The organism is Arthrobacter mobilis (assembly GCF_012395835.1).
Taxonomy (GTDB): Bacteria; Actinomycetota; Actinomycetes; order Actinomycetales; family Micrococcaceae; genus Crystallibacter; species Crystallibacter mobilis.
The window spans coordinates 75,115-91,850 of the sequence record NZ_JAAZSQ010000010.1; the positions used below are offsets into that span (position 1 = coordinate 75,115).

Annotated in this window: 13 protein-coding genes and 1 tRNA gene; 5 read left to right on the top strand and 9 right to left on the bottom strand. The window is 69.1% G+C overall.

The features are described 5' to 3' along the window. The first annotated feature begins 29 nt into the window (after positions 1 to 29). The 4 genes from HGG74_RS11780 (at position 30) to HGG74_RS11795 (ending at position 7,449) form a co-directional block, all read left to right on the top strand. Positions 30 to 314: an HU family DNA-binding protein gene (locus HGG74_RS11780; RefSeq protein WP_168486550.1), complete on the top strand. Its 285-nt coding sequence runs from the start codon at positions 30 to 32 to the stop codon at positions 312 to 314. 100 nt (positions 315 to 414) lie between these two features. After that, positions 415 to 2,646, top strand: a complete 2,232-nt coding sequence (locus tag HGG74_RS11785; RefSeq protein ID WP_376766137.1) for a bifunctional copper resistance protein CopD/cytochrome c oxidase assembly protein — start codon at positions 415 to 417, stop codon at positions 2,644 to 2,646. 113 nt (positions 2,647 to 2,759) lie between these two features. Further along, the gene (locus tag HGG74_RS11790; RefSeq protein ID WP_168486551.1) at positions 2,760 to 4,313 is read left to right on the top strand and encodes a recombinase family protein; all 1,554 of its coding nucleotides are present in this window, start codon (positions 2,760 to 2,762) and stop codon (positions 4,311 to 4,313) included. Positions 4,314 to 5,430: 1,117 nt separating this feature from the next. After that, positions 5,431 to 7,449 (top strand): NHL domain-containing thioredoxin family protein, encoded by a 2,019-nt coding sequence (locus tag HGG74_RS11795; protein WP_168486552.1) that lies wholly within the window; start codon positions 5,431 to 5,433, stop codon positions 7,447 to 7,449. Between the two features lie 183 nt (positions 7,450 to 7,632). On the opposite strand, the gene HGG74_RS11800 is transcribed toward HGG74_RS11795, so the two are convergent. The 8 genes from HGG74_RS11800 to HGG74_RS11835 all read right to left on the bottom strand — a co-directional run bounded on the left by HGG74_RS11800 (position 7,633) and on the right by HGG74_RS11835 (position 14,778). Continuing rightward, the gene (locus HGG74_RS11800; protein WP_312856827.1) at positions 7,633 to 8,613 is read right to left on the bottom strand and encodes a hypothetical protein; all 981 of its coding nucleotides are present in this window, start codon (positions 8,611 to 8,613) and stop codon (positions 7,633 to 7,635) included. 62 nt (positions 8,614 to 8,675) lie between these two features. Beyond that, positions 8,676 to 9,602 (bottom strand): AEC family transporter, encoded by a 927-nt coding sequence (locus tag HGG74_RS11805; protein WP_168486553.1) that lies wholly within the window; start codon positions 9,600 to 9,602, stop codon positions 8,676 to 8,678. 12 nt (positions 9,603 to 9,614) lie between these two features. After that, complete coding sequence (gene panD / locus HGG74_RS11810) at positions 9,615 to 10,028, bottom strand: aspartate 1-decarboxylase (protein WP_205761780.1); 414 nt, start codon at positions 10,026 to 10,028, stop codon at positions 9,615 to 9,617. Between the two features lie 206 nt (positions 10,029 to 10,234). Next, positions 10,235 to 10,308: transfer RNA gene (locus tag HGG74_RS11815), tRNA-Gly, on the bottom strand. 52 nt (positions 10,309 to 10,360) lie between these two features. Next, positions 10,361 to 11,623, bottom strand: coding sequence for an ABC transporter ATP-binding protein (locus tag HGG74_RS11820; RefSeq protein ID WP_168486554.1), 1,263 nt, complete (start codon positions 11,621 to 11,623; stop codon positions 10,361 to 10,363). A gap of 37 nt (positions 11,624 to 11,660) precedes the next feature. Further along, positions 11,661 to 12,503, bottom strand: a complete 843-nt coding sequence (locus HGG74_RS11825; RefSeq protein WP_168486555.1) for a carbohydrate ABC transporter permease — start codon at positions 12,501 to 12,503, stop codon at positions 11,661 to 11,663. Beyond that, a complete protein-coding gene (locus HGG74_RS11830; RefSeq protein WP_168486556.1) occupies positions 12,500 to 13,474 on the bottom strand; it encodes a carbohydrate ABC transporter permease in 975 nt (324 codons plus the stop codon). The genes HGG74_RS11825 and HGG74_RS11830 overlap by 4 nt, the downstream gene beginning before the upstream one ends. Continuing rightward, positions 13,471 to 14,778, bottom strand: a complete 1,308-nt coding sequence (locus HGG74_RS11835) for an extracellular solute-binding protein (protein WP_168486557.1) — start codon at positions 14,776 to 14,778, stop codon at positions 13,471 to 13,473. The genes HGG74_RS11830 and HGG74_RS11835 overlap by 4 nt, the downstream gene beginning before the upstream one ends. A gap of 170 nt (positions 14,779 to 14,948) precedes the next feature. Between HGG74_RS11835 and HGG74_RS11840 the strand changes: the two genes are divergently transcribed. Beyond that, positions 14,949 to 15,560, top strand: a complete 612-nt coding sequence (locus HGG74_RS11840) for a maleylpyruvate isomerase N-terminal domain-containing protein (RefSeq protein ID WP_168486558.1) — start codon at positions 14,949 to 14,951, stop codon at positions 15,558 to 15,560. Here the strand turns inward: HGG74_RS11840 and HGG74_RS11845 are convergent, their stop codons facing one another. Next, entirely contained in the window at positions 15,561 to 16,736 is a 1,176-nt protein-coding gene (locus tag HGG74_RS11845; RefSeq protein ID WP_312856828.1) for a cation:proton antiporter, read from the bottom strand.

Consider the following 16,736-nt stretch of genomic DNA (forward strand, 5'->3'; position numbering starts at 1 on the left):
GACCACGAAGCAGTCCAGGAGGACAGAAATTGGCTATCAATCGCAGTGAACTCGTTGCAGCAGTCGCGGAGAAGAGCAACAACAGCCAGAAGGCCGTGAATGATGTGCTCGACGCTGTTTTCGACGTCTTCGCCACCTCCATCGCCCAGGGCGAGAAGATCACCATCCCGGGCTGGCTCGCCGTCGAGCGCACCGACCGCGCCGCCCGCACCGGCCGCAACCCGCAGACCGGCGAGACCATCCAGATCGCTGCCGGCCACAGCGTCAAGCTGACCGCCGGGTCCAAGCTGAAGGCCGCCGTCGCCAAGAAGTAGTCCTGCAGGACTGCGCAAGGGCCGCCCGATCCTGCGGGCGGCCCTTGCTGTTTAACTCCCCGATTCGCTCCCGGCCGCGTGCAACTGGAGAATAGATACCGTGGCAGTACCCAAGAACACCCCGACGCCCCCGCGTCCCGGCGGCTCCCCGGCAGCCGGGGAGCCCGGCTGGGCGTCCCTCGGCGCCGGCGGGATCGGCAGGCTGTGGCTGCTGGGCGCTGCGGCAGTCGTCGTGCTGGCCCTCGTGGCAGCCCTGACGTTTTCCGGTGCCGCGGCCGCGCGGGCGCTTTCGGATCCGGGCGCGCTGACGCGCTGGGCCCTGCCGCTGGCCAAGGGCGTGCACAACCTCTCCGCGGCAGCGGTCATCGGCGCCCTGGTCTTCGCCGTCGGCATCCTGCCCCCGCGCCTGCGTCCGCCCGGCCGCGGCCGGGCGGACGCAGCGGGCAGGCGCGGCGGCGGCGACGATCCGGAGCATCCGGCGTTCAGCCGCACCCTCGCGCTGGCCGCCGCCGCGTCCATTGCCTGGACCCTCTCCGCCGTAGCCGTCCTGGTGTTCTCCTTCTCCGACGTCGCCGGCCAGCCGCTCAGTGCGGACGCCGGCTTCACCTCGGCGCTGGTGGGCTTCATGACCGACATTTCCACCGGCCGGGCCTGGCTGGCCGTCACCATCAGCGCGGCCATCGTCGCCACGCTGGTCTTCGGCGTGCGCTCGGTCGGGGAACTGGCCGGCACGTTGGCCCTGGCCATTGCCGGCGGCCTGGTGCCGCTGGCCCTGATCGGGCACTCCGCCGGCGGAGCCGACCACTACGGCGCGGTCAACTCGATAGGCCTGCACCTGCTGGGCGTGTGCCTGTGGGTGGGCGGCATCATCGTGCTGGCGGCCCTCTCCGGCACGCTGGAGTCCAGGGACCTCACTGCGGTGGTGCTCGGACGGTTCTCCGCGCTGGCGGTCTTCAGCTTCTTCCTGGTCTTCGCCTCCGGGGTGGTCAATGCCTCCATCCGCGTCACCTCCCTGTCGCAGCTGACGACGCCGTACGGTTCACTGCTGGTCTTCAAGGCCCTGGCCACGCTGCTGCTGGGCATGATCGGCTTCATGCACCGCCGGTGGATCATCCCGCAGCTGGGCAGCAAGCCGGCCGCCCGGGTGCTCTGGCAGCTGATCGCGGTGGAACTGCTCATCATGGGAGCGGTCTCCGGCGTCGCCGTCGCCCTGGCCCGCACGCCGCCGCCAACGCCGGAGGATCTGCCCCTGGATGCGTCCCCGGCCCGCATCCTCACCGGCTACGACCTGCCGCCGGAACTGACTGCCGGCCGCTGGCTCACCGAATGGCGCTGGGACTGGCTCTGGGTGGCCTTCGCGCTGACCGCAGCCACCGCCTACCTGGTGGGCATGGCCAGGATGCGCCGGCGCGGGGACTCCTGGCCGCTGCTGCGGGCGGTGAGCTGGCTGGTTGGCCTGGCCGCGCTGACCTACATCACCTCCGGCCCGCCGGCGGTCTACGGCATGGTGCTCTTCAGCGCCCACATGGTCGACCATATGGCCCTGACCATGGTGGTCCCGCTGTTTCTGGTCCTGGGCGCCCCGGTCACCCTGGCGCTGAAGGCGCTCAGCCCGCGCCAGGACGGCAGCCGCGGACCGCGCGAATGGATCCTGTCGCTGGTGCATTCGAAGTTCTCGGCGGTCATCACCCACCCGCTGGTGGCCGCGGCGAACTTCGCCGGCTCCATCATCATCTTCTACTACACCCCGTTGTTCGGCTTCGCCCTGCGCGAGCACGTCGGCCATGAGCTGATGAACGTGCACTTCCTGCTGACCGGCTACCTCTTCATCCTCTCGATGATCGGCCAGGATCCGGTGCCGCGGCGGGCGCCCTACCCGCTGCGCCTGGTGCTGTTGTTCGCCACCATGGCCTTCCACGCGTTCTTCGGCGTGGCGCTGACCAGCTCCACCACGCTGATCCAGGCATCCTGGTTCGGGAACATGGGCCGGACCTGGGGGCCGGATGCGCTGGCGGACCAGCAGCTCGGCGGGGCCATGATGTGGGGCATCGGGGAAATCCCCACCCTCTGCGTGGCGATCGGGGTCGCCTACATGTGGTCCCGCTCCGATGCACGTGAAACAAAGCGTAAAGACCGCGCGGCCGACCGGAATAACGACGCCGAACTGGCCGCTTACAACGATATGTTTGCCCGGCTGGCCCGGCAGGACGCCCGGCAGGTCCCGCCAGGGGGCCCGGCCGGCCGGCGGCCGCAGAACCAGGCTGCTTCCCCCGGCGGTGCGGCAGACGCGACAACCGATGAACCCAGCAGTATCCAAGGAGAAACCAGATGACCGAGGCGGCCGAAACGTCCATCCGCAGCAACTACCGGGTGCGTGCATCCCAACTGGTGGGCCTCGAAGACCTGGGCGGCAAGATTGTCCTAGCGGGCTTCTAGTCTGGGTGCGTGACCGCACCCATCACACAGAAAGCAACGTCACCGCCGGACGCCTCCGCCGCTATCTATGTACGTCGATCCTCGCGGCAAAACGGCGGTAAGAACTTTTCCCTCGCTGAACAGGAGGCCGACTGCCGTGCCCTCGCTGAGCGGCTCCGCCTCGACGTCGTAGAGATCTACGCCGAGCGGGAAGGCACTGGAGCTTCCTACCGGTCGGGTAGTGCGCGCCCTGAGTGGCGGCGCGCCCTCGATGACCTCGACGCTGGAATCCGGTTCCACACACTGGTCGTCTCGTCTCTGGACCGCGCCGACCGCCGAGGTGCTGATACGCTCGCCGCCCTTCTGACAAAGCACGCCGCCACTGGCCGCCGCATTCTTGGCGTGGACGGTACCGACACGAGCGACGAGCGACAACGCCTCGTGAACATCATCCGGGGCGAGATGGCCCGCGAGGAGGCGGAATCAATTGCCAAGCGCGTAGCCCGCACCAAGGCGGCGCGTCGTCGCGGTGGATCGTGGCTCGGCGGGAAGCCGCCCTTCGGGCTCCGGAACGTCGACGGTAAGCTCGACCCGGACCCGGAGACGGCGCCGATCGCCCGCAAGATCGCCGAGGAGGCCCTCGCGGGGAAGTCCCTATGGGAGATCGGCCGCATGCTGAACGACGAGGGAATCCCGTCGCCTACCGGGGTGCTCTGGCGGACCTCGGCGATCTCCCAGCTCCTCCGGACGCCGGGCTTCGCCGGGCTCCAGTCGGCCCGCCGCCGGACGGCCTCGGGCGGGTGGGCCGCGATCGCCGACGTCTACCTCGACCCGGACACTCACAAGCCGGTCAGCGTGGGAGAGGGCATCATCACGCCGACGGAGCGGGCCCTGATCCTCGCCTCTATGGCGTCACGCACCGCTGAGCAGGCGCACGGCATCATTCGCGGTCGGAAGCCCCACACGACCGTGACCGGCGCCCTGATCCGTTGCGCCTCGTGCGGGGGCCGAGCGGCTTCCTCCAGCGGCGGAGCGGCCAGGTCCTACCGCTGTAGCCAGCTGGCCAACGGGCTGCCGTGTGCGGCGCCTTTCACGGCTCCTCGCGATGGTGTCGACGATTACGTCGCCCATCGTTTCCTGAGCTACCTCGCAGCTATGGAGCCCGACGACAAGCGGCTGATCGGGATAGCCGAACGCTGGACCGCGCACGTCGACCCGGCCAGCGTCGAGGAGCGGACCGCCGCCCAGGCCGCGCTCGGCGCCGTCGACGCCGACCTCGCCAGGGCCCGCAGGCTGGCCGTCTCCGGCGTGCTGACCGAGGAGGAGGCCGCCGTGGAAATGGCTCGCCTCCGTGGGCTCCGGGCCCGGGCCGCTGAGGCGCTGGAGGCGCTCCCGTCGGCCTCCGTGGACGTCTCGCCGCTCCTCGACCTCGCACAGTCGCGAGAGGCGTGGGAGGCGCTCCCGGCGGCCGAACGGCGGGCCCTGCTGCCGCTGGTGATCCGCGAGGTCCGGATCTCCAGGGCGACCGGGCGGGGCGTGAGGTTCAAAGGGGAGGAGCGGGTCGAGATCGTCTGGCTCGACTAGGCAGCGAAAGCTCGCGGTTTGAGCCGAGGGGAAGAAGCAGAAGCGGTCCTGAGTCATGGAAAAGCCCCCGTTCGGAGCAGTCGGGGGCTATCTATCGGGAGCCTTACGCCTTCCGCTGGCGCATCTGGCGGGAGCTCCACTGCTCCCGCCGCCAGAGGACCGTTACCAGGACCGGGATCTCGGGGTCGTGCCGGTCGGGTCCAACCACGGCGATGAGGTCGTGCCGGACTTGGGAGCCGGTGCGGGCATCAGGGCCGGCGCGAGCTTCGGGGCAGTGACGACCGGGCGCGGGCGGGAATGACCGGGCGGGGCGCCGGGGCCGGGCGGGGGATCTTCACGGCGGCGGTGCGCTTCATCCGGGGATCCTTTCGTAGGTCTTGTTGGCGAGGTCGAAGATCTCCTTCGGCTCCTCCTTCACGCGGTAGTGGCGCTCGGGCGGGACGACGACGGTCACGGCCGCGGCGGAGGGGCTCTCGGACTTCGGGGCGCCGTGGAAGGCGCGGCCGGTGCGGGCTGGGGCGGGACGACGTAGATCGAGCTGATGACGTCCTCGCGGATATGGACGCTCGTGCCGTCGTCGGCGTCGGTCGGGCGGATAAAGAGGCGGGGTGTCATTCGGCGATAACCTCCTCGACCTCGTCGAGGTAAAAGGTCTCGTCGACCCGGCCGGAGGGGATGCTCAGGATTTGGAAGAGGTCCGGGTCGAGCGGGTGGGGCCGGACGGTGCCGGTGGCGGGCGGCCTTGCCGGAGTCGAGGACGACGGTCACGGTCGAGCTGGAGGCAGCGGCCCGGCGGATAGCGGAGGGTGGAGGCCATTGTGGTGATCCTTTCTAGCGTCAGTGGTTCGGACGTCCTAGAAGGTGGCCCGCGGGCCGGAGCTACTCGGGGGATTTTTGGGGGGAGTGGCGAAGTGAAGGTGATTTCTTATTTAGTTAGAAGGAGGAGGGGTCTTTCTAATAAATGGAGAGTGACGATAGATCTGTCACTTTGTCGCTGCCGGGACGGGGCGGAGCCCTCCTCGGCGATCGTGTAAACGGCTCCGCTGGCGTTATTCCCGGCGTTACGCTGCGTTGCTGCGTTTGGTCCGTTTACGCGCTGCGCGGGAGAATAGACGGCATGACTGAATCTGTGCGTTCCGCCTACCGCGTCCGTGCCTCCGAGCTCGTCGGCCGAGGCTGGCTGAATACCGGCGGGAAGGACCTCTCGCTGGAGGACCTCCGGGGTAAGGTTTTGATCCTCGACTTCTGGACCTTCTGCTGCATCAACTGCCTGCATGTGCTGGACGAGCTGCGCCCGCTGGAGGAGAAGTACCGGGACGTTCTGGTCACCGTGGGCGTGCATTCGCCCAAGTTCGAGCACGAGGCGGACCCGGTGGCCCTGGCTGCCGCCGTCGAGCGCTACGAGATCCACCACCCGGTGCTGGATGATCCGGAGCTGGTGACCTGGCAGGCGTATTCGGCCCGTGCCTGGCCGACGCTGGTGGTGGTGGACCCCGAGGGGTACATCGTGGCGCACCTGTCCGGGGAAGGCCACGCCGGCGGCCTGGAGTCCCTGGTCGAGGAACTCATCAGCGAGCACGAGGCCAAGGGCACGCTGCACCGCGGGGACGGCCCCTACGTGCCGGCCGAATCGACCGCCGGGGACCTGCGCTTCCCGGGCAAGGTGATCGCCCTGCCCGACGGCGTGGGCGCACCGGGGGAGACCTTCCTGGTCGGCGATACCGGCCACCACAGGCTGGTGGAGCTGGGCGCCGACCTGGCCACCGTGCTGAATGTCTACGGCTCCGGCGTGAAGGGCTGGCTGGACGGCGGCGCCGCCGAGGCCCGCTTCAACGAACCCCAGGGCCTGGCCCTGCTGCCCGGGGACGTCCGCACGGCGGCCGGGTACGACGTCGTCGTTGCCGATTCGGTGAACCACCGCCTGCGCGGGGTCAACCTGGCCACCGGCGCGGTGACCACGGTGGCCGGCAACGGCGTGCAGCGGCTGCTCGACGCCGGCAACCAGCGCGCGGCTGCCGGCGGGGCCCAGGCCGGCCCGGGCTCGGAGGCGGACGAGGCAGGCGCCGGCGAGGAACTGGGCGAGGAGCTCGCGGACGCCATTTCCACGGCCCCGCGGCTGGGCAAGGACCCGCTCGAGGTCTCGCTCAGCTCGCCCTGGGACGTGCTCTGGTCCACCCGGCTGCAGAAGCTGGTGGTGGCCATGGCCGGCGTGCACCAGATCTTCGCTTTCGACCCTGTCACGGGCTCCGTCCAGATCCTGGCCGGCACCGGGCTGGAGGGCCTGCTCGACGGCGAGGCGACCGCCGCCTGGTTCGCGCAGTCCTCCGGGCTGGCCGAGGACGCCGAGGGCAGCATCTGGGTGGCGGACTCGGAAACCTCGGCCCTGCGGAAGATCTCCTTCGTGGAAGTCCACGGCGAGGAGCGCGCGCAGGTGCATACCGCCATCGGCACAGGCCTGTTCGACTTCGGCTTCCGCGACGGCGAGGCCGGGCAGGCACGCCTGCAGCACCCGCTGGGCGTGACCGTGCTGCCGGACGGCTCGGTGGCCGTGGCGGACACCTACAACGGTGCCGTCCGGCGCTTCGACCCGGCCACCGGCACCGTTTCCACGCTCGCCCGCGGCCTGGCCGAGCCTTCCGACGTGCTGGTGGATGCCTCCGGGACCGGCGAGCCCCTGCTGCTGGTGGTGGAGGCCAACCGGCACCAGCTGGTGCGCATCCCGATCCCCAAGGAAGCCCTCACCGTGGACGAGGGGGCTTCCCAGACGCAGCGGCCCAAGACCGAGGTCTCGCCCGGCCCGCTGGCCCTGACCGTGCGCTTCGCCGCGCCCAAGGGGCAGAAGCTGGACGACCGCTGGGGCGACCCGACCCAGCTGAAGATCTCCTCCTCGCCGGAGAACCTGCTGGTCTCGGGCGCCGGCACATCGGTGGGCCTGGTGCGCGAACTGGTCCTCGCCGAGGATGTGCCCGAGGGCGTCCTGCACATTACTGCGCGGGCGGCGGCCTGCGACGGCGAGCCCGGCGGGGAGATCCCGGACCACGCGGCCTGCCACCTGTACCAGCAGGACTGGGGCATCCCGGTGGTGCTGGGCCAGGGCGCCGCGGAACTGACCCTGGACCTGCGCGGCGTCGACTAAGCCGGCACGGGGGCAGCCGGCACAAGCAGCAGTCCCGTGCCGGCTGCCCCCGTCCAGGCCAGGGAAAGTGTGTTCCGACGTCGTGCTGTTCTGCCTTCGCTGCCTGGCTCCCCTGGAAGCGCTGCTGCCCGCAGTCCTGCGGCGCGGCCGGCGGGTGCGGCAGGTTCAGATAGCAGCAGCCGGTCAGTACTTGACCACGGGGGTCAGGGTGACGTTGTCGTCGTCGACGTTCAGCTTCCCGGCAAAGCTGAACTGCTGCTCCAGCTCGCGCGGAATGGCGGCGCCCGTGAACAGGTCGATCTCCACCACCTTCAGCTTCGCGGTGCCGGTCAGCGGCTTCACCACCCAGTTGCCCCGGAAGGGCTCGATCGAGACCTCGGGGTACTTGACGATGTCCCAGTCGATCGTGTTGTTCTGCACCCGGTCCAGCGGGAAGCTGAACGGGCATCCGGCCGGCTGCAGCACCTTCTGCTCCGCGCAGTTGTCCAGGAACCCCTTGACCTGGCCGCTGGCCTCCTCCATCAGTTCCGGGGTGGGCTCGGTGGCCAGCGAGATCTGCGCCTGCGCATCGGCATGCTCCAGGACGGTTTCCACTGCCGGGGCGGCAAAATTCTCGCTGGTGTAGTGCGCTTCGAAAACCCCCGGGTAGAACGCCGCGAAGGTTCCCTTGCCGCCCGGCAGCGCCACGCGCGTACCGTTGAGCGAGGCCTCGGCCTCGTTGACGACCTGGACCTCGACCGTGGGCAGGGTGGACGGTTCAAAGGACCAGCGGTTGAAGAAGAGCCAATTGGTGCCCACCTTCTCCAGCTTGAAGACGGTGGTGTGCCCGCGGCCGTCAATGGTGTAGCTGACCGGCACCTCCACATGGGTGGGGTCGGTCTCGACGGCCTCGCCCAGGCGGATGTCCTCCACATCCGCGACCGCCCGCTTCAGCGCCGCGCCGTCCAGCATCGCGGGGTTGGCATCCGGGACGCTGGCCCGCAGCAGCCCCAGGGCCTTGGAACCTTCGCCGTTCTGCAGGGCCTGGAAGTAGTCCCGGATCTGCTGCTGGGGGCCGTAGACCTTGGCGTTGACCAGGACAACGGTCAGGGCGCCGGCCGCGATGGTGAGCATCAGGCACAGCAGCCAGACGGCCACAGTGCGGAGTACGGTCGAATTTCCCACCCTCCTACGTTACCTGCTCCCGCAGGCTTGCCCGCCGCTGCGGGCGGGGTTACGTGACGGGGTCAGGCCAGCAGCCAGGCCAGTGCCATCATGGCCGGCACGGCGATGATGGTGGTCAGCAGCACGGTGTCCTTGGCGATGACGATGCCGCGCTCATACCGGGCGGCAGTGACAAAGACATTCTGGGCGGTGGGCAGGGCGGCCAGGACGACGGCGGAAAACAGCAGGTGCCCGTCCATGCCCAGCACGAAGTGCGCCAGCAGCCAGGCCAGCGCCGGCTGGAGGAAGAGCTTGAAGGCGGAAGCTGCGACGACGTCGGCGCGCCGGCCGCCGCCGGCCTGCAGCGGGCGCGAGCCGTTGAGCGAAATGCCGAAGGCGATCAACATGGCCGGCACCGCGGCCCCGCCGATGAGGCGGATCGGTTCCATCACCAGCTCCGGCGGCTGCCAGCCGGTGGCCGCGAGGACCAGGCCGAGGGCGGTGCCGATGAGCACCGGATTGCGCACGACCTGGGCGGCGAAGCCCGGCAGGGTGGTCCGGTGCCGGCTGGCGGCCGAATCCATCACCATCAGGAACAGCGGGGTGAAGAACGCCAGCTGGAAGATCAGGACCGGCGCCACCAGGGTGGCGTCGCCGAGCACATAGGCCGCCACGGGAATGCCCAGGTTCGCCGAATTGACCAGCGAGGCGGACATGGCCCCGACCATGGTTTCGGTCAGGCCGCGGCGCAGCCAGAACCTGGCCACGGCGGCAAAGATGACCGCGGTGGCCACCGCGCTGGCCGCTGCCACCACCAGGGTCTCGGAGAAGATGACCGCCAGGCTGGAACGGCTCAGGGTCTCCAGCAGCAGGCAGGGGCTGGCCACGAAGAAGGCCAGCCGGCTCAGTGCCCGGCTGCCGTCCGGGCCGAGGACCTTGGTGCGGCCGACGAAGAAGCCGGCCAGGATGACTACCCAGACAACGGAAAACCCCGCGAGGACCCCCAGCACGCGGCGGAGCCGCTACTTGACGGCAAACGGCGGGCGCACGAACTCGTCGCTCAGCGTCTCGGCCGGATCGCTGCCCAGCTGGACGATCCTGTTGTCCGCGTCCACGTGGACGACCTTGGGCACGAAGGCCCGGGCTTCCTCGGTGGCCATCTGCGCATAGGTGATGAGGATGACGGTGTCACCCTCGTGGATCAGGTGCGCTGCCGCGCCGTTGATCCCGAGCACGCCCGAGCCGCGCTCGCCGGCGATGGTGTACGTCTCGAGCCGGGCACCGTTGGTGACGTCCACGATGGAGACCAGCTCGCCCGGAAGGATGTCGGCGGCGTCGAGCAGATCCAGGTCGACGGTGACGGAACCGACGTAGTGCAGATCGGCATGCGTGACGGTGGCCCGGTGGATCTTGGACTTAAACATTGTGCGGTTCATCGCTACCCAGTGTATCGGCCGAGGGACCCGCCGCGAGCTTGCGAGCGGTGGGAGGCCGGTGCACGGTATCGGCCGAGGGACCCGCCGCGAGCTTGCGAGCGGTGGGAGGCTGGTACACGGTATCGGCCGAGGGACCCGCCGCGAGCTTGCGGACGGTGGGAGGCCGGTGCACGGCAACGTCCGGCCTGCACCCGCCGGGGAGGAAGTGGAGCGGGCGACGGGAATCGAACCCGCGTATCAAGCTTGGGAAGCTAGCGCTCTACCATTGAGCTACGCCCGCATGAGGGGCAGGCCCCTCAAAGCAACGCTCACTAGCTTACCCTAGTCCGCGGCTAACCCTGAACCGGGACACGCTGGCGCTCCCGGGCCAGGTTGATCTCCTCCTTGCGTGCCGCTTCCGCCTCCGCCGTCAGTGCCTGGCCCGCCTCGGCGTCGCGGGTAAGGTTCAGGCCGGTTTCCGGATCGAACAGATGGACCCGGCGGGTGTCCACCCACAGCTGGGCGGGCCGGCCGCCGCGGATCCTGCTGGCGGCATCGAGCGTGACGACAATCTGCGGGCGCAGCTCCTCCGCGTCCATATCCCGGGCCAGGTTCTCCAGAAGCCGGCGGATCTCGGGGGAGGGGTCGAAGCTGATGTAGCCGTACTGTTCGTTGCCGAGCCATTCGCTGTGGGTCAGTTCCGCGGTGAAGGCGTAGCCGTGCCCGCGCTTGGCCTCATCCACGAGTGCTGCGTCCTCGAAGTACTCCGGCCGGATGCCGGCCAGCACCACCTGCCGGCCGGCGGCGGCCCGGAGCTTGTCCGCGGCCAGCGGGATGTCCCCGACCGGGGTCCGGAGCCGGTCCGGCTCCACTGCCGCCGGCAGGAAGTTCATGGACGGGGACCCGATGAAGCCAGCCACGAACAGGTTCACCGGCTGTTCGTACAGTTCCCGCGGGGAGGCGATCTGCTGCAGCACGCCCTTTTTCAGCACCGCCACCCGGTCGCCCAGCGTCATCGCCTCGGTCTGGTCATGGGTGACATACACGCTGGTGACCCCGAGCCGGCGCTGCATCTGGGAGATCTCCGAGCGCATCTGGCCGCGCAGCTTCGCATCCAGGTTCGAGAGCGGCTCGTCGAACAGGAACGCATCGGCCTTGCGCACGATTGCCCGCCCCATGGCAACCCGCTGCCGCTGGCCGCCGGAGAGGTTGGCTGGCTTGCGCTCCAGATGGTCCGTCAGCTCCAGCGTCCTGGCGGCCTCGGTGACCATGCGCCGGATCTCCTCCTCGCTGTGCCGGTGCTTGGCCAGCCGGAGCGGGAAGGCGATGTTCTCGAAGACGGTCAGGTGCGGGTACAGGGCGTAGTTCTGGAAGACCATGGCCAGGTTGCGCTCGCGCGGGGCCTTCTCGTTGACACGCTCCCCGTTGATCAGCAGGTCCCCGGAGGTGATGTCCTCCAGGCCCACGATCATGCGCAGCAGCGTGGACTTGCCGCAGCCGGACGGGCCGACGAGGATGATGAACTCGCCGTCGGCGATGTCGATGCTGACGTCGTTGACCGCGGGGAAGCCGTCCCCGTACTGCTTGACGAGGTTCCTGAGGGTGATCGATGCCATGGCGCCGGTCCTTCCTGCTCTGTTTGCCGTCTGCGCGTCAGCCCTTGACTGCGCCCTGGGTCAGTCCGGAGACGATCTGCCGCTGGAAGAGCACCACCAGCAGCACCACCGGGATGGTCACGATGATGGCCGCCGCCGAAATGGCCCCGGTCGGTGCCTCAAACTGCGAGGCGCCGGTGAAGAACGCCAGCGCGGCGGGCACCGGGCGGGCCGCCTCGGTCGAGGTCAGCGAGATGCCGTAGACAAAGTCGTTCCAGGCAATGAAGAAGGCGATGATCGCCGTCGTGAACACCCCGGGGGCGGCCAGCGGGACGATTGCCTTGCGGAAGGCCTGCCAGGTGGTGGCGCCGTCGACCTGCGCCGCCTGCTCCAGCTCCCACGGGATCTGCCGGAAGAACGCAGCCAGCGTCCAGATCGAGATCGGCAGGGTCAGCGACAGGTACGGGATGATCAGCCCCGGCCAGGTGTCGTAGAGGCCGATGCTGCGCCAGAGGTTGAACAGCGGGGTGACGATGGAGATCACAGGGAAGATGGACACCGCCAGGGCAGTGGTGAGCACCAGCCTCTTGCCGGGGAAGTCCAGCCGGGCAATCGCGTAGGCGCACAGCGTGGCCAGGACGACGGCGATGAACGTGGCGATCAACGCGATGCCCACCGAGTTCCACAGCGCAGACAGGAACAAGCCTTGCGCGTTGCCGACCAGGATCTGCTCGTAGTTGTCCGTCACCCATTCGGTGGGCAGGAACTTGCCCGAGGTCAGGTCGCTGGGCTGCTTGAACGAGGTGGCGAAGATGGAGGCCACGGGGAAGAGCGCGTAGAGCAGGACCAGGATCGCGATGGCGGCCCAGATGGCCCGCTCGCGGCCGGCGGACGTCTTCATGACTTACCTCCTCGGGCACCGGCCAGATCCACCTTGAACAGCTTGATGGCGATGAAGCAGATCAGCAGCACGCAGATGAACAGCACTACCGAGACCGCCGAGCCGAGCCCGATTTCGAGCCGGCCGATGGAGGTCCGGTAGGCCAGCAGGGACAGTACCTCCGTGCCGTAGGCCCCGCCGGTCATGATGAACACGTTGTCGAAGATGCGGAAGGCATCCAGCGCCCGGAAGAGCACCGCGACCATGATCGCCGCCTTCATGTTCGGCAGGATGACCCGGCGCATCCGCTCCCACCAGGTGGCGCCGTCGACCAGGGCGGCCTCGTTGAGTTCGTCCGGCACCTGGGCCAGGCCGGCCAGCAGCAGCAGCGAAATGAACGGGGTGGTCTTCCAGATCTCGGAGGCGATGATCACGAACAGCGCCGTGCCCGTGTCCGCGAACCAGTTCAGGTCCTGGTCGATGCCCGGCAGCCAGCCGAACCAGTTGTTGACGTACCCGGAGTTGATGTCGAACGCGTAGAACCAGGCGAAGGCCGAGACCACGGTGATGATCCCGTAGGGGACCAGGATGGCGGTCCGGAGCAGCCCGCGGACGGATTTGAGCGCCTTGTGCATCACCAGCGCCAGCGCGAATCCCAGCACGAGCTCGACCAGGACCGTGACGACGGTGATCAGGACCGTGACCCCGAGATCGCGCCAGAACAGGTCGTCGGTCAGGATCACGCCGTAGTTGCCCAGCCCGACGAAGCTCCGTTCGCCGGGGGCGGTCAGGCGGTAGTTGAACAGCGAGTCGTAGGCGGCCTGCAGGATCGGGTAGGCGGTCACGGCCAGCATCACGACGAAGGCGGGGCCGGCCAGCAGCCAGCCGAGACGCCGTTCGGCCCGGACGCGCTCGCTGTAGCGGGCCGGGGCCGCGCTCCTGCCGGTGCTGCGTGCTGCCGCGGATGCTGCTGTCTTGGTGGACGTGCTCACAGCAGTTCCTCCCCTCTGAGTACCGCGAGGATGAAGTTGACGGTTGCCTGCGGCGTGCCGGAGGGGTTGACTGCGCGCGGCGGTGCCCAGTTCTGCTGCACTCCGGTGGAAACTTCGTTGTAGTACGGCGTCTGCGGGCGCGGGGCGGACAGTTCCAGGGATTCGCGGATGGTGTCGGCCATCGGGAAGGCCTCCTGGATGCGCGGATCCTCGTAGGCCTCGGTGCTCGAGGGCGGGTTGCCGTTGGTGACGAAGTAGTCCGCCTGGTTTTCCGGGCTGACAATGCACTCGATGGCCTCGAAGGCCAGTTCCGGATGCTCGCTCGCGGCGCCGACGCCGAGGTTGATCCCGCCCAGCGGGGGAGCGGCCGGCTGCCCGTCCTCGACCCGCGGATAGAGCGTCCAGCCGATGTCCTCCAGCAGCGGCTTGGGCAGCGAACCGTCCTCCACCGCCGCCTTGGTGGCGGGCCAGACGAAGGGCCAGTTCACCATGAAGGAGCCCTTGTCGCCCTGGAACAGGATCATCGAGTCATTCTCGTTCTGCGTCGGCAGCCCCGGGCCGCCCAGGCCTTCCTTGCCGATGGTCGAGATGATCTGGGCGGCCTTGGTGCCTGCCTCGCTGTCCAGGCCCAGCTCGATCTGGTCCGCCGGGGCCTCGGGATTGAGGATGATCTGCCCGCCGGCGGATTCGACGAGCGCATTGACCCAGACTGTCATCGATTCGGCCAGCGCGCCCTGGACGCCCAGGTACTTGTCCTGGTCCGCGGCGGCCTCGATCAGCTGGTTCCAGGTCACCGGCTGCGACATGTCCAGTCCGGCCGCCTCCGCCACGGATTTGCGGTACCAGAGCAGCTGGGTGTTCGCCCAGAACGGCACGGTGACCAGTTCCCCGTCCCAGCGCGCGCCGGCCAGGGCACCGTCGACGACGTTCTCCGTGGTGCGCTGCGCGACGTCCTCCGGGACGGGAGCCAGGAAGTCCGGCTCGGCCAGTTCGGGGATGAAGGGCGGATCCAGGCTCATGATGTCCAGCGAGGAGTCCCCGGCGGCCAGGCGGCGGGCCAGCTGTTCGCGCTGCGAGGCGGCGTCGTTGGGCAGCAGTGATGTCTCGATCCGGTACCTGCCCCCGGCCGCCTCGGTGCACTTGGCGGCGATGGCCGCCTGGCCGCCGGCGTCGGGGTTGATGTACCAGGTCAGGACCGGGGGGCCGGCCTCGGCGGCACAGCCGGTCAGCAGCAGGGCCGCCGACGCGAGCGCGGCCACGGCGCGGTGCCTGGCCCGGGGCCGGTGTTGTTGATCCACTGGCATGGGTACCGCGCCTCCACATCTTCGTCGATGGCCTGAGCGGGCGCACAGCCGCACACAAGGCGGCGATGCTAAGCAGCCTTGGTACTGACGATAAACCCGGGACGGTGATTGCGCTACAGGTAGCGCCGCCTTGGCACAAAAGCCTGCATTCTTTGTGGCAGGATCGCTCCATGACTGTGACCGCCCGGGACCTGCGCAGCGTCGTCGACGGCGTGCTGGAGCGTTTTGCCCTGCTGCCGGACGAGGCCTGGGACCACCCGGCGCTGGAGCTGGACTGGACCTGCCGGGAAACCGCCGGGCACCTGGTCGATGACTTTGCCGGCTACGCACTGCAGCTGTCCGGAACCTGCCCTCCGCAGGAGGACTACGTGGAGCTGCTGGAGCCGCCGCCGCAGCGCGCCGGCGGGCCGCGGATCATCTTCTGCCCGGATCCGGCGGCCGGCACCCCCGGGCTCATCCGCTGCCTGGATGCGGCCGCGGGGCTGCTCTGCGCGGTAGTGGCGGCGGCAGATGGCAAGCGGGGCTACCATCCGATGGGAATCTCCGATGCCGAGGGGTTCGCGGCGATGGGGATTGTGGAAGCGGCCGTGCATGCCTTCGACATCCTGGCGGCCCAGCAGGTTCCGTATGCGGCGGATGGCGAAGTCTGTGCCAAGGTTCTGGACAGGCTGTTTCCGCAGGCCGGGCGGACCGCCGACGCCTGGCAGGACCTGCTGCGCAGCTGCGGGCGCACTCCGGACACGCGCGGTGCCGCCTGGCGGTGGGATTCGTCGGTACGCTGATCAGCCCGCGTATTCGGGCTGGCGCGTGAGCCGCCGCAGGGCCGGCTCGGCGAAGCGGGCGGCAATGGGACCGGCGACGGCCATCAGCATGACATATGCCGCGACCAGGGCGTTCAGCGCCTCCGGCAGCACCCCGGAGGCAACCGCCAGCCCTGCAACGACAATGGAAAACTCGCCGCGGGCAATCAGCACGGTGCCGGCGCGCACCCGGCCCCAGCGGCCGATCCCGGCGCGCCGGGCGGCCCAGGCGCCGGTGGCCATCTTGGTCGCGGCCGTGACAATGGCCAGCAGCACAGCCCAGCCGATCACCGGAGGCATGGTGGAGGGGTCGGTGTTCAGCCCGAACACCACGAAGAACGTGGCGGCGAAGAGATCCCGGAGCGGCTCCAGCAGCCGGGCCGCACTGTCCGCCGTCGCCCCGGAAATCGCGATGCCCAGCAGGAATGCACCGACGGCGGCCGAAACCTGCATCGCCGAGGCCAGCCCGGCCACCAGCAGGGCGGCGCCGATGATCTTGAGCAGGAAGGTCTCCTGTTCCGGACTGTGGATCCAGGCGGAGATGCGGTGGCCGAAGCGCAGGGCGGCCAGCAGCACGGCCGTGACCACCAGCAGCGAGATGCCCACCGTCGTCGCCCCGCCGAGCAGGCCGATGCCGCCCAGGACGGCGGTCATGACCGGCAGGTAGCCGGCCATGGCCAGGTCCTCGAGCACGAGCACGGCCAGGACCACCGGAGTTTCCCGGTTGCCCAGCCGGCCCAGGTCCGTCAGGACCTTGGCGGCGATGCCGGAGGAGGAAATATAGGTCACCCCGCCCAGCACCATGGCCCCGACCGGTCCCCACCCCAGCATGTATGCCAGCAGCGCGCCCGGAGTGAAGTTGAGCACCAGGTCCATCAGGCCGGCCTGCCAGGACTGCTTCAGCCCGGTGACCAGTTCGGCGGCGGTATATTCCAGCCCGAGCATCAACAGCAGCAGCACCACGCCGATTTCGCCCGCGATGTGGCCGAACTCGGCAACGCCGTGAAATTGGATGAAGCCGCCCTGGCCGAAGGCCAGCCCGCCCAGCAGGTAGAGCGGCACCGGGGACATGCCGAAGCGTGCAGCCAGCCTGCCCAGGATGCCGAGCCCGAGGAAGATGACGCCGAGTTCGATGAGCGTCGCCGTCGTGGCGCCCAC